10 protein-coding genes are annotated in these 13,019 nt (G+C 60.4%); 3 read left to right on the forward strand and 7 right to left on the reverse strand.

Annotation, left to right across the window (positions count from 1 at the left end):
- Positions 1 to 6: 6 nt before the first annotated feature.
- The 3 genes from DOM54_RS01345 to exaC all read right to left on the reverse strand — a co-directional run bounded on the left by DOM54_RS01345 (position 7) and on the right by exaC (position 4,125).
- Positions 7 to 990, reverse strand: a complete 984-nt coding sequence (locus DOM54_RS01345) for a DUF1852 domain-containing protein (RefSeq protein WP_110714642.1) — start codon at positions 988 to 990, stop codon at positions 7 to 9.
- 340 nt (positions 991 to 1,330) lie between these two features.
- Positions 1,331 to 2,359, reverse strand: coding sequence for an alcohol dehydrogenase AdhP (gene adhP, locus DOM54_RS01350; RefSeq protein ID WP_110714643.1), 1,029 nt, complete (start codon positions 2,357 to 2,359; stop codon positions 1,331 to 1,333).
- A gap of 245 nt (positions 2,360 to 2,604) precedes the next feature.
- A complete protein-coding gene (exaC, locus tag DOM54_RS01355; RefSeq protein ID WP_110714644.1) occupies positions 2,605 to 4,125 on the reverse strand; it encodes an acetaldehyde dehydrogenase ExaC in 1,521 nt (506 codons plus the stop codon).
- 132 nt (positions 4,126 to 4,257) lie between these two features.
- Between exaC and DOM54_RS01360 the strand changes: the two genes are divergently transcribed.
- Positions 4,258 to 4,995, forward strand: a complete 738-nt coding sequence (locus DOM54_RS01360; protein WP_110714645.1) for a response regulator — start codon at positions 4,258 to 4,260, stop codon at positions 4,993 to 4,995.
- A 9-nt stretch (positions 4,996 to 5,004) separates the two neighbouring features.
- Here the strand turns inward: DOM54_RS01360 and DOM54_RS01365 are convergent, their stop codons facing one another.
- Positions 5,005 to 6,459 carry a hybrid sensor histidine kinase/response regulator gene (locus tag DOM54_RS01365; RefSeq protein ID WP_110714646.1) on the reverse strand — a complete coding sequence of 485 codons (1,455 nt, stop codon included), beginning with the start codon at positions 6,457 to 6,459 and terminating at the stop codon, positions 5,005 to 5,007.
- Positions 6,374 to 7,606 carry a nitric oxide-sensing protein NosP gene (nosP, locus tag DOM54_RS01370; RefSeq protein ID WP_110714647.1) on the reverse strand — a complete coding sequence of 411 codons (1,233 nt, stop codon included), beginning with the start codon at positions 7,604 to 7,606 and terminating at the stop codon, positions 6,374 to 6,376. Before nosP ends, DOM54_RS01365 begins: the two co-directional genes overlap by 86 nt.
- 206 nt (positions 7,607 to 7,812) lie before the next feature.
- Here nosP and DOM54_RS20170 point away from each other — a divergent pair, with 206 nt between their 5' ends.
- Complete coding sequence (locus DOM54_RS20170; protein WP_167406495.1) at positions 7,813 to 8,154, forward strand: ArsR/SmtB family transcription factor; 342 nt, start codon at positions 7,813 to 7,815, stop codon at positions 8,152 to 8,154.
- 83 nt (positions 8,155 to 8,237) lie between these two features.
- Positions 8,238 to 8,585, forward strand: coding sequence for a hypothetical protein (locus DOM54_RS20175; RefSeq protein ID WP_167406496.1), 348 nt, complete (start codon positions 8,238 to 8,240; stop codon positions 8,583 to 8,585).
- Between the two features lie 148 nt (positions 8,586 to 8,733).
- On the opposite strand, the gene DOM54_RS01380 is transcribed toward DOM54_RS20175, so the two are convergent.
- Complete coding sequence (locus tag DOM54_RS01380) at positions 8,734 to 9,111, reverse strand: alpha/beta hydrolase family protein (RefSeq protein ID WP_240613723.1); 378 nt, start codon at positions 9,109 to 9,111, stop codon at positions 8,734 to 8,736.
- 72 nt (positions 9,112 to 9,183) lie between these two features.
- The gene (locus DOM54_RS01385) at positions 9,184 to 12,861 is read right to left on the reverse strand and encodes a YobI family P-loop NTPase (protein ID WP_206018978.1); all 3,678 of its coding nucleotides are present in this window, start codon (positions 12,859 to 12,861) and stop codon (positions 9,184 to 9,186) included.
- Between the last annotated feature and the right edge of the window lie 158 nt (positions 12,862 to 13,019).

Raw genomic sequence — 13,019 nt, forward strand, 5'->3', positions numbered from 1 at the left:
AGTCGGTCAAAAAGAGTAGCTGGCCGACCACTGCTCGAGCACCTGGCGATAGGGCTTGATGAAGTGCCGCTCGGTGAACTTGCCCTGCTCGACGGCGAGTTGGCTGCGCTCTTCACGATCGTAGACGATGCGCGTCAGCGAGTAGTCCTGATGCTCCAGGCTCGGCTGGTAGACCTTGCCCGCGACCGAGTTGGCGTTGTAGATCTCGGGGCGGTAGATCTTCTGGAACGTCTCCATGGTGCTGATGGCGCTGATCAGTTCGAGATCGCTGTAGTCGGCCAGCAGATCGCCTGAGAAGTAGAACGCCAGCGGCGCGACGGCATGCGGCGGCATGAAGTAGCGCACCTGCAGGCCCATCTTGCCGAAGTAGAAATCCGTCAGCGAGGAGTCGTCGTTTTCATACTCCACGCCCAGCACCGGGTGGCGATTGTCGGTCTGGCGATAGACCTTGCTGCTGGAGACGCTGAGGCAGATCACCGGCGCCTTGCCGAAGGAGGCCCGGTAGGCGTCGGAGTCGACGAAGCGCTTGAACAGCTTGCCGTGCAGATCGCCAAAGCCCTCGGGGATGCCGAATTCGGCGCGATCGCGGTTGTGCTCCGACAGCCACACGCTGAAGTCGTAGTCGCGCACGTAGGAGGAGAAGTTGTTCCCCACCATGCCCGGAATGCGCTTGCCGGTGTGCTTGTCGATGATCGTCGTCTTCAACATCTCGATCGCCGGGAAGGTGTCGTCCTCGTCCTCGGCCCCCACGCTCAGCTCACCGGTGATGATGTCGAGCTCGACGGCGTAGCGATCCGCCCTGGGGTTGTCCCAATGCGCCAGGGCATTGAAGCGGTTGTCGATCATCGTCAGGGCATTGCGCAGGTTCTCCTCGCGACGCTCCCCACGCGCCAGGTTGGCGAAGTTGGTGGTGGTGCGCGTGTTCTCGGCCGGACGGTAATGCTCGTCGAACCGAACGCTCTTGATATCGAATGTGAAGTCGTGACTCATCGCGAAAGCACCCTATTGGTCGAGATGTTGGTCGAGCTATTGGTCAAGAGAGCCGCTGGCGCCCTGAGAGGGCCTGCGTCCGTCAATGCCATTACCGTGTCTGGCGTCTCCGCGACAGGCACCTGGGCGGCTGCCGTCGAAGCGATGCGCTATTTATGCCAGAGCGGCTGGATGCATGAAAAGCGATAAGAATTCAGCTCAAGATGAATCACACTCATGAAGAGCGCGGGCTTGCGACGATAAAGCGCCTTGGCGCCTGTCAAGCCAGCGGATATCCGGATCAGCACCCACAAAAAAGGGCGTGCCTTGGCACGCCCCGAGCGGCAGTTCGCTGACGCACTCAACTCGCCATATCGAGCACCACCCGCCCTTCGATCTTCCCGGCGATCATGCGATCGAAGACGGCGTTGATGTTCTCCAGCTTGTCGGCATGCACCGTGGCCTTCACCTTGCCCTCGCCGGCGAAGTCCAGCGCCTCCTGCAGGTCGAGCCGGGTGCCGACGATCGAACCGCGCACCGTGGTGCCGTTGAGCACCATGTCGAAGATCGACAGCGGAAAGTCCCCCGGCGGCAGGCCGTTGAGCGCCACCGTACCACCCCGGCGGACCATGCCCAGCGCCTGCTCGAAGGCCTTGGGCGAGACCGCCGTGACCAGCGCCCCGTGGGCACCGCCGATCGCCTGCTTGAGATAGGCGGCGGGATCATGCTGCTTGGCGTTGACGGTGACCGTGGCGCCGAGGCGCTCGGCCAGCGCCAGCTTGGTGTCGTCGATATCCACCGCGGCGACGTTGAGGCCCATCGCCTTGGCGTACTGCACCGCCATGTGGCCGAGGCCGCCGATGCCCGAGATCGCCACCCACTGCCCCGGGCGGGTATCGGTCATCTTCAACCCCTTGTAGACCGTCACGCCGGCACACAGCACCGGAGCGATCTCCAGGAAATCGACGTTATCGGGAATGCGACCCACGTAATCGGCCTGGGCCAGCGTATAGCCGGCGAAGCCGCCGTTGACCGAGTAGCCGGTATTCTGCTGGGACTCGCACAATGTCTCCCAGCCGCCGAGGCAGTGCTCGCAGTGGCCGCAGGCGGAATAGAGCCAGGGGATGCCGACCCGGTCACCCTCCTTGACGTGCGTGACACCCGCGCCCACCGCCACCACGTGGCCGACACCTTCATGGCCGGGGATGAACGGCGGTTCGGGCTTCACCGGCCAATCACCGTGGGCGGCGTGCAGGTCGGTATGGCAAACGCCGGAAGCGGCGATCTTGACCAGCAGTTCACCGGGGCCCGGGCGCGGCACCGGCGCTTCTTCGATGACCAGAGGTTCGCCGAAGGCACGCACCACGGCGGCTTGCATCGTGGAATCCATGACAGGCTCCTTGGGTTTTCTTGTTGGAGAGGTTTTCTTATTGAAGAACGGGGCCGGCCAGGCAGCCGGCCCCGCGGGGCGCCCGTCTTTGTCAGACGGTTACTAGAAGCTGTCTGAGAAGTCGACGAGCGAAGGCAAGACGAGGCAAAAATCGGCGAAAGAGCGGAGTTTACGGGGTGTAAATGAGCATCTTGACGCCGATTTTTAACGCGGTATTGCCGAGCGCAGTCCTTATCAGACAGGTTCTAGAAGAAGCCCATCGGATTGATGTCGTAGCTCACCAACAGATTCTTGGTCTGCTGGTAATGCTCCAGCGCCATCTTGTGGGTCTCGCGGCCGATGCCGGACTTCTTGTAGCCACCGAAGGCGGCATGCGCCGGATACTGGTGGTAGCAGTTGGTCCATACGCGCCCGGCCTGAATGCCCCGGCCCATGCGGAAGGCGACGTTCATGTCACGGGTCCACACCCCGGCACCGAGACCGAATTCGGTGTCGTTGGCGATCGCCAGCGCCTCGGCTTCGTCCTTGAAGGTGGTCACGCCGACCACCGGGCCGAAGATCTCCTCCTGGAAGACGCGCATCTTGTTGTTGCCCTTGAGCAGGGTCGGCTGGATGTAGTAACCCCGGCCGAAGGCGCCCTCCAGGCTCTCCTTGCCACCGCCGGTGAGGAACTCGGCGCCCTCTTCGCGGGCCACGTCCATGTAGGAGAGGATCTTGTCGTACTGCTCCTGGCTGGCCTGGGCGCCCACCTGGACGTCGGTGTCCAGCGGGTTGCCGCGCTTGATCGCCTTGGTGCGCTCGATCACCTTGGCCATGAAGGCGTCGTACATCGACTCCTGGATCAGCGCGCGTGACGGGCAGGTGCACACCTCACCCTGGTTGAGGAAGGCCAGCACCAGCCCTTCGACCGCCTTGTCGATGAACTCCGGCTCGGCGTTCATGATGTCGGCGAAGTAGACGTTGGGCGACTTGCCACCGAGTTCCACGGTGGAGGGGATGATGTTCTCGGCGGCGCACTTGAGGATGTGCGAGCCGACCGGGGTCGAGCCGGTGAAGGCGATCTTGGCGATCCGCTTGCTGGTGGCCAGCGCCTGGCCGACCTCTTCGCCGTAGCCGTTGACGATATTGACCACGCCGGGCGGCAGCAGGTCGCCGATCAGCTCCATCACCTTGAGGATCGAGGCCGGAGTCTGCTCGGCGGGCTTGAGCACCACGCAGTTACCCGCCGCCAGCGCCGGGGCGAGCTTCCACACCGCCATCAGGATGGGGAAGTTCCAGGGGATGATCTGCCCCACCACACCCAGCGGCTCGTGGAAGTGATAGGCCACGGTGTTGGCGTCGATATCGGCCGCGGTGCCTTCTTGGGCGCGGATGCAGCCGGCGAAGTAGCGGAAGTGATCCACCGCCAGCGGCAGGTCGGCGTTGAGCGTCTCGCGCACCGCCTTGCCGTTGTCCCAGGTCTCGGCGACGGCGAGCATTTCCAGATTCTGCTCGATACGGTCGGCGATCTTGAGCAGCAGGTTGCTGCGCTCGGCGACCGAGGTCTTGCCCCAGTCCGGGGCGGCGGCGTGGGCGGCGTCCAGCGCCTTCTCGACATCCTCCACGGTGGAGCGCGGGATCTCGCAGAACACCTCGCCGGTGACGGGGCTGATATTCTCGAAGTACTGGCCCTTCACCGGCGCGACGAACTCACCGCCGATGTAGTTACCGTAACGCTTGTCGAAGCTGACGAGGGCGCCGTCGCTTCCGGGATTGGCGTAAATCATGGCTGTGCTCCTGACGTTATCGTTATGCGTGACACAGATCGATTCTTGGTCACGACGCCAGGCTGCGACATACTCCTCAAGCAGGAAATCGTCTCCTCCCTTGGGAGGAGACGCCACCCCGGAGCCGACGCCATGTACACCTTGCTGGTTGCCGACGATCACCCGATGTTCCGTGAGGCCATGGTCGGTGCGATCGCCGCCGCCCTCCCCGACAGCCGCGTGCTGGAAGCCGCGAGCCTGGCCCAGGCGATCGCCCAGGCCGAGGCGCAGGAGGAGCTCGATCTGCTGTTGCTCGATCTGGCACTGCCCGACAGCAAGGGCCTGGCAGGCCTGCGCCGGCTGCGCGAGACGCTGCCGTGGCTGCCGGTGGCGATCCTCTCCGCCGAGCAGAGCCGCGATATCGTGCTCGAAGCGCTGGGGCTGGGCGCGGTGGGCTATCTGCCCAAGTCGACCCCGCGCGACGATCTGCTGGCGGCACTGCGCCAGATTCTCGCCGGCCAGGTCTACCTGCCGGCGGATATCCTGCGCCGCCCCACCGCCCGCCACGCCGCCACGGGCGCCTTGGCCTCTTCGGCCGCATCCACGACCTCCACATCGGCATATACGACCTCGCCCACACACACGGCGACCCACGGCGACGCCCTCAGCGATGGCATCTCCCAGCTCACCGCCAAGCAGTTGCAGGTGCTGGCGTGTCTCAGCCGGGGGGAGTCCAACAAGGCCATCGCCCGCGACCTGGCGATCGCCGAGACCACGGTCAAGAGCCATGTCTCGGCGATCCTGCGCAAGCTGGGGGTGAACAGCCGGGTGCAGGCGATTCTCACCGCCCAGACGCTGGATCTCGACGATCCTCGGTATCCGCCGCGCTAAGGGGCGCGGCTAAGAAGCGAGACTGACCAGCGACACCAACAGCATCTTCAGGCGCAGCGGCTTGACCGGCTTCAACAGGTAGGCGTAGCCGCGCTCGCGAATCCGCGCCTTGAGCGCCGCATCATGATTGGCGGTGACCATCAGCACCGGCAGGCCGGGCCGTTCGCGCTGGAGCTGCTCGGGCACCGCCAGGCCGTCGTCGTCCGCTGCATCGAGGTGGTAATCGACCACCAGCAGGTTGGGGCTGGGCAGCTCAACGGCAGCCTCGCGCAGCGCGGCCAGCGATAGCCCACCCGCGATGCGACAGCCCCACCCCGAGAGCAGCGCGCGCATGCCTTCGAGCACCGCCGGGTCGTCATCGACGATCCACACCTTCGCCCCGGCGAGCTGGTCATTGCCCGGCATCACCTCCGCCGGGGTCGCGGGGCGTGGCGCGCGGCAGGCGTAGGGCACGCGGACCGAGAAGGCCGAGCCCTGCCCAGGCCGCGAACGCAGAGTGATCGGGTGGCCCAGCATCGCGGCGATACGATCGACGATCGCCAGCCCCAGCCCCAGGCCGCGCTGCTCACGGTCGAGCCCCGCTGCCGCACGCCGGAATTCGAGGAAGATCGCCTCGCGCTGATCATCGGCGATCCCCGGCCCGGTGTCGCCGACCACGATCTCCAGGCCGTCGTGGCGCCGCCGGCAGCCCAGCAGGACATGCCCGGTGGCGGTGTAGCGGATGGCGTTGGTGAGAAAGTTGCGCACCACCCGCGCCAGCAGCTGCAGGTCGGAGTCGACCACCGCGGTGCTGCGTACGTAGTGCAAGGTCAGCCCCTGGGATTGCGCCACCTGGCGGTACTCCTCGGCCAGGGTATCGAGCAGCTCGTCGGCGCCGAAGGCGGCGATATCCGGCTTGAGCACGCCGGCATCGAGCCGCGAGATATCCACCAGCGTGCCCAGCAGCGCCTCGACATCCTTGAGCGAGCGCCCGATCTGGCCGACCAGCGGCTTGGACGCCGCCGGCACCTCGTGCTCGTCGAGCGCGCTGGTGAACAGCCGCGCGGCGTTCAGCGGCTGCAACAGATCGTGGCTGACCGCGGCCAGAAAGCGGGTCTTCGACAGATTGGCCGCCTCGGCCTCGCGCTTGGCTTCACGCAGGCGCGCTTCGGCGGCCACGCGGGTGGCGATCTCGTCACGCAGCTGATCGTTGACCTGGCCCAGCTCGTCGAGGGTGCGGTGCAGCGCCTCGGTACGCTCGCGCACCTGCTCGGCCAGCAGCACGGCGTGCTCGAAGGCGGCGTAGGGCGCGCCACCGGCGACCCCGCTAGATTCCACGCGCTCGATCAGTGCCGCGCAGGTCCGCCGCAGGCGGGCGTTCTCCTCGGCCAGCGCGCGCTCACGCTCGCTCGCCGGTTCCGCCGTCTCGGCACTCGGGGCGTCCAATAGCCACCCCGGTGAAGGTCTGGTTGATGTGCATCCCATGGTGCTGCTCTCCATAGGTGTTGAAGCCGACCGTACGATGGCGCCGCAACACGTCTTCCGCCGCCGCGACCCTCTCCAGCGCCTCGATCTCCAGGCGACGCAGGAAGCAGTCGCAGCCGATCACCAGTGCCGGCGGCCCCAGGCGCGCTTCCAGCCCGGCGAACACTGTCTCGAGATCGTCGAGAATCGGCGCCGGAGTCATCGCGGTAAGCACGATGCCGTTCTCCACCGCGCAGTAGAAGGTCAGGCTGCCATCGGGGTTGACGCGCTGGATCGAGCGCACGTAGTGCGCCTCGCCGATACGCACCGCCAGCGGATGGCGGGCGAAGTCGGTCTCGTCGAGCGCCTCGACCGGGCGCCCCACCAGCCGCGCATACTCCTCGGCGGCGGGCGCGGCGTTGAGTTCGAACACGGTGCGCCGCTGGCGGTCGGCGGCGGTGACCACCAGCTTCTCGCCACGCGGCCGCAGATGGTGGGTGCTGAACACCTCGAACGGCAGCGGCGTATTGACCATCACCACCACCGCCGCCTGATCATGGAAGCGCCCCTGGTGGAAGACGTGGGTATGCGCCAGGCGATTGTCGTCGCCGGCCGAACCGCCGAAGCTGGGGATGCTGCCCAGCGCCGCATCCAGTGTGGCCAGCACCTGCTCTTCACTGCTCGACAAACCATCGAGCAGGGTCAGCGCGAAGCTGTGCCCGGCGATTGGCGCCAGCGCCTGATGGCGGCACTCATTGAGCAGGGTATCGGTGAGGCGCTGAGCGCGGATCAGATCGAAGTGCGCCAGGTCGTCGATCAGTACGGTCGACACGGCAAAATGCGCGCGGGGGAAACCGATCGCCACGATGCCGCCGCGGGCGTAACCGTTCGGCGTGATCTCCCCGGCGGTGGTGCAGCCGCTGACCGGCACGCCCTCGAAAGCGGCTGTCAGCGCCTCGCCGAGGGCCGCCAACGGATACTCGGCGCTGCAGAAGAACAGCACCGCGCCCAGGTGCGCCCCTGCCAGCGGTTCCGCCAACGCCTGCGCCAGTTCACGCGCGGCGCGCGCCGGGTCCGGCTCATGGCTACAGGCGGTAGGCAGCACCGCGGCGGGCGAAGAGGCGCCCGCCGGGCGGGTCACCGAAGGCGGCGTCGGCGCATCGAGCATGACGGCGAACCTGCACAGGGAGTGATGCTGGCAGTGTAGGCCGCGCAGGCGCGGGCTCACAATGGGGCTACACCACTCCCTCGAAAGCCCTTGTGCAAGGCACCTAAATGGAATGCTCTTCAGCCCACGAACGGCGGAGAGCCTTCTTGCCAAGGAGGCCGCCATCGATTAACGTAACGACGTTACATCGAATATTGGAATTTCACATGACGTCCTGCAACCATGAGCATGCATCGCCCACTTCCCCCACGCTGCCCTCCGCCGACCAACTGACGCGCAGTGCGGCGCTGTTCAAGGCACTGGGCGATCCCGCTCGGCTGGATCTGCTCTACCGCTTGAAGGATGGCGAGCGGTGTGTCGGCGAGCTGGTTGGCGAAGATGCCAAGCTCTCGACGGTTTCCGCCCGGTTGCAGACACTGCTGAACGCTCAACTGGTCAAGCGGCGCCGCGATGCTCGGCACCTCTACTACAGCCTGGCCGACCAGCATGTCGTTCAACTGATGGACAACGCGCTCGCGCATGCCGATGAGGACGCCCAGTCGTCATAGACACGGGAATGCCTCGCTCGGGCCGAAGCGCCACCCACTGCCCTTCTCATACAAGCGTTCTTACGCAGAAACAGGAGTCGACGATGAGCTGCAACACGCACGACAATCACCCCCACGAGCACGGCCCGAACTGCGGTCACACCCAGATCGAGCACAACGGCCATGTGGACTATCTCCACGATGGTCACCTGCATCATCCGCACGGTGATCACGTCAACGAGCACGTGATCGAAGTCTCCGATCAGAACCCGGACGCCTGCACCCCGAACCATCAGTGCGGCGACCACGCGGCCGACCACGTGCACGGCCCGGGCTGCGGCCATGAAGCCGTGCCGCACGGCGACCATGTCGACTATCTGGTCAATGGCCACCTGCACCACCCGCATGGCGACCACTGCGACGACCACGGCCCGGTCAGCGTCGTTCGCTGATCTCGCCCGGCATAGCTCGTAATGCAAAACGGCCAGGCATCGATATGCCTGGCCGTTTTCATTGATACGCCTAACACCTGATCATCAGCGGCGCCCGCTCACCAGTGATCCGTGCGTGGTCCGCTCGGCCCATGCATCGGGGCAAGACTCACCCCGCCAGATGGCGCGCGAAGAAGCCGAGCAATTGGGTGTGATGGGTGTTTTCCGCCTCACTGCGCGGTATATGGTCTTCGCCTTCGTAGTAGTGAACCTCCGGGGACCGGCCGTGGGCCTGCAAGCGAGCTTCGAGCCGACGGGTCATCGCTACCGACCAGACACGATCCGAAGTGCCGTGACTGAGGAGCAGCGGGCCGACATAGCGCTCGATCTCAATAGGCTGGGTCGGCAGCAACGCCTCGGACGACCCGCGCCAGTTCCAGGCGCGGTCGGCGCCATCCCACGCTTGCCAGCCGGGGTCACCCACATCACGAAAGGTGCGCCCATCGAACGCGCCGCAAATACAGTCCGGCGTGCTGTGCTCGGACACGGCATCGGCGATGCCTAGTACGCCGTCTCTCGCAATTAAAAACGTCAGCAGCAGAGTCTGTTCAGGACCTTCTCACTTGTATTTCTTATTCACTTTGATCGGTGATTCTTGATCATCATACTTTCCAACGATGCCTTCCAGTTTGAGGCGCTCAAGCAGCGCACGGTCGAAAGGTGTATTGGGGATGCGAGGTTTATCGTGCCCAACCTCAGTGAGCTTTGGATAGTCTCCACTCAATGCCTGCAAGACTATAAAAAGCTGGTCACTGCTGATCGACCCTATGTGACAACTGAGTAGTTTTACAACATACTGCGATGCAACGCCTTTCTCCGCCATCCGCTGCACAATATTTGATGGAATTTCGTGCTCATTTTGAGCAGCATATCGAGCTAGTTCCTCAAGCCCTTTCGGCCCGGCCACTTCAGCATACTCTACCGACTGTTCGACAACCGTGACTTTGACTGCCGAGCTAATTTCACTGCTGCTGAGAAGAAATTCCAAATCACCCTTCACTAGCTCTGGCGTCATATAACTCAAGAAATCCTTCGATTCGCGGATGAATCCCTTGCGTGTCGGCCAATCAGTCGCTGCCAGATGTTCGTAGGACTTTGCTTCGTCCGCAATGATGTCGTGCTTCAGCAGTAATGCAAAAAGATCACCTTTCTCAACCTTAACATTCTCGACATCGAGGTGTTTATTTAGCTTCAAACTCGCCACCAGCCCCGCACGTAGCGCTGCGGATGGAAGATAAATAGTCGCCGCCAAAATAGCAATTGCCAAGTCAGGCTTTAACTCCTCATCAGCGACACCGGTCTCTGAAATTTTTCCGGCAGCGGATAGTAGCCTCCCTAGTGGAGCATCCACCGACTCAAGAGCCACGAAGTAGCGGCTTACGTTGTTGAAAGTTGCTGGAACTCGCTTGTGTTTGAGCAATGCCGGCCATACCCCTTCAGGCGCCTCAGCGATGTCTGCAAGCTCACAAGCTGGAGACGCGCGTTCAACAACATCATCGAGGCAGGATGATGCTTGCTCGAGCACATCCTCTATTACAGCAATAAAGTTTTCGCTTGCATCGATCGTCGCAGAAGCATTCTCGACGGCATCCAAATACGTTTGTAAATGGCTAAGCACATAAGCGTAAACCGTCTTATTGGCTGCACGAATGACGTCGAGCGCCACCGTTACTTTATTATCAATGACAATAGAGAGATTCTCGTGCGTAATCTTGTACAAGTTGCGCGATACGAATGACGGCCGAACATATCGACCAAGCACCTCCAAACTAGGCAGAATGACACTTGCATCTGCAAAGAGCGCGCCGATAGGTTCTGCCAGGGTCGATGTAGTCGCATCAGACGTAAGTACAGAGAACTCAGCGTAGTGCGCCGCCAGGTATTCAGACACCGCGACATCGGTTCGTCGCTTCGACTCTGGAAGATGCGCAAGGGCAACGTCTAATAATTCTATTCTCGAAGATTCATCTAACTCAGCTTGGCTCACAAGATAGATGAGAACTTGCGTGGAAGCTCCCGTAAATCGCTCCAAGAATCTCCGGCGCTGCTCCCCTGCAGTCAGATACGCCTGCAGAAACCTTTTCTGACTCAGCCCGAGGCCGACCAAGGAGCGAGTCATTATATCGGCCGCATTAACATCAGTCACTAAAAGACGGTCAAGAATGGCAATATTGTATAGCGCTGGTTCCTTTAACCCATTTTTGCCTCGTTCACGAACAACGGCATCCACGTCATCCGGAGCAAGTTCAAAATATTCATCCATCAAGTCTCTTTCAACGTGATGAATGATGAAATTTGTCGCAGCCGGACTCACACGATTGCCATGGAACGTGGACGTATACAGTGTAAAATTACGATTGAGGTATCCGGCACGGACAAGCTGACAAGCCAAACCCAAAGTCAAGAGCGCCTCTGCGATTGACTCCAAAGACTGCTTTTCCTGCTTATACACCACAAGGAACTCCGGTCGCTTTACGAGATCACCGAGATCGGCACTCCGCAGGAATCTGATATTTTCAGTTCGCTCATCAATCTGCTCATTCAGCGCTTTACGATCAGCTTCATCCCATCTCTCGGCGTCCAACGTATCGTCAAGAGCTGCTGCAAGGTTCTTCCGACTGAACGTCAAAGAGACCCGACCGTAGTTAGTAGCAGCGTTCCACTTCAACACAGCCTCATCTTCCTTTGCCTTAGCAAAGTCTGCCCAGAAGCTTGCTCCTTTAAGGTCCTCCGTTGACCGGCTAGCCCGGTCGAAAGAGAACGTTGCGTTATGCGTCGAGTAGCCTACTGCCTCTGCCGTTCGCTGCACGTGTGCAATCAAGCGTTCACCTAAAATTGCACTTCGTGTAGTCTCTCTATCGATCAGTGTAGCTCGCTGACGAAGCACGCGCAGCTCGCTCTCGATTCGTTTGATGTTTTCGGCCACAAGCGCACGACTGACCTTGTAAAGTACATCTAATTTACTCGTGCCGAGCCGGATGGTTTCGAAGTCTGTTAGGTGCGTGCTCTTGTAGAGCATCATCGCGAATAGCTCAGTCTCACTGAGATTGAGCTGCTTCCCGTCACCAGAGAATATTCGATCCCGAAAAACAACAAACTCATTACAAACATTCTTCAAGAGTCGCATATCTGGCACATATTGCGCAGACAAATCTAGCAACTCTGGCTCTACCTTGTGGTCGATCTTGCCAAGCAACTGAACTGCTATATTACGAGCACTCCGATGCGTGACAAAAGGAACCACCGGAATAATCAGATCAAAAAATTTTGTACGATTAGCACGCATACTCTCGGATTGTGCCGGGTCATTGACTTTGAACACACTCGACTCAAACTTTCGCCCCTCTAACCTTAGACCCACATTATCGAAAATACTGTCTTTTATAGCATATATAAAACGAACAGGCTTATTGATCTGCGGCGAGGCATTAAGCAACGTATTCAGTGCACGAAGTGTTTCAAAAATATGAGAATCATCGAACCTGTCAATATCCTCGAAGATCACGACATCCCGGCCTGAAACCTCAAAAAAGTAGACAATTTCATCAAGATATTGATCGAAATACGATACGGAATTGTCATCAAGAGTGACAGTTGCCGAGCCCGCCGAAAGCTGTTTGATATGAAGCCGCCCATGATACAACCAGCGAGCCAGCAGCAAAACTATCGCCGCAACGCCGGCTGCCATAAAATGAGTCCAGACGCCTATATCACTCTGAGCAGTTAACGCAGTGGCGATCTCTACGGTCCATCCTGTTAACAAGAAAATAACAGCTATAACGCTCCCTAGCAGCAACGCACTTACCGTCTCATGTTTCAAACGAAAGCGTTCGATCCATCGAAAACGAGAGGCCGGCATCCTATTAGGATCTTCCCTGTATAGTAATTGCTTGACGATTTCCTGCTGGATGCGGTTGGTCGGTGTCGTCGCTTGAATAGGTACCGAATCATCAATCTTGGATTCTTCGATCGGCGCGAGCGTCGACAACGAAAGTTCAACAATACGCCCCTTCTGGCGCCTCGCGACCTCCCCTAATATACTGCTCTTGCCGACACCATAGTTCCCAGATAATGCTATGTTCCGTATATGGCTTTTTCCAAGAGCAGCCTCTATAGTCTCAACATATCCCTCATGCTCAGATTCAAGATACTCGGGAGTCAAAGCATCAAGCTTCCAAGATTTTTTATAAACAGAGCCAAACAATTCTTCGCCAGAAAACTCTCTATTCCCATACAACCTAAAAAAACCAATATTAAGCGGTTTTTTTCAAAACACTCAAAAACCCCTGCAGCTTAACCACAAAAAAACATCCGCCGCCTTTTAAAAATCGCATCTGGCTCACCGCCTTTTATTAACAGCACCCCTGCATGCTTACGGGACGCAGCCACGCCATT

It is taken from the genome of Salinicola acroporae (assembly GCF_003206615.1).
Taxonomy (GTDB): Bacteria; Pseudomonadota; Gammaproteobacteria; order Pseudomonadales; family Halomonadaceae; genus Salinicola; species Salinicola acroporae.

What these genes read in the sequence shown, in the direction of transcription:
- DOM54_RS01345 (WP_110714642.1), bottom strand. Translation starts at nt 990, where the DNA reads ATGAGTCACGACTTCACATTCGATATCAAGAGCGTTCGGTTCGACGAG.
- adhP (WP_110714643.1), bottom strand. Translation starts at nt 2,359, where the DNA reads ATGGATTCCACGATGCAAGCCGCCGTGGTGCGTGCCTTCGGCGAACCT.
- exaC (WP_110714644.1), bottom strand. Translation starts at nt 4,125, where the DNA reads ATGATTTACGCCAATCCCGGAAGCGACGGCGCCCTCGTCAGCTTCGAC.
- DOM54_RS01360 (WP_110714645.1), top strand. Translation starts at nt 4,258, where the DNA reads ATGTACACCTTGCTGGTTGCCGACGATCACCCGATGTTCCGTGAGGCC.
- DOM54_RS01365 (WP_110714646.1), bottom strand. Translation starts at nt 6,459, where the DNA reads ATGGGATGCACATCAACCAGACCTTCACCGGGGTGGCTATTGGACGCC.
- nosP (WP_110714647.1), bottom strand. Translation starts at nt 7,606, where the DNA reads ATGCTCGATGCGCCGACGCCGCCTTCGGTGACCCGCCCGGCGGGCGCC.
- DOM54_RS20170 (WP_167406495.1), top strand. Translation starts at nt 7,813, where the DNA reads ATGACGTCCTGCAACCATGAGCATGCATCGCCCACTTCCCCCACGCTG.
- DOM54_RS20175 (WP_167406496.1), top strand. Translation starts at nt 8,238, where the DNA reads ATGAGCTGCAACACGCACGACAATCACCCCCACGAGCACGGCCCGAAC.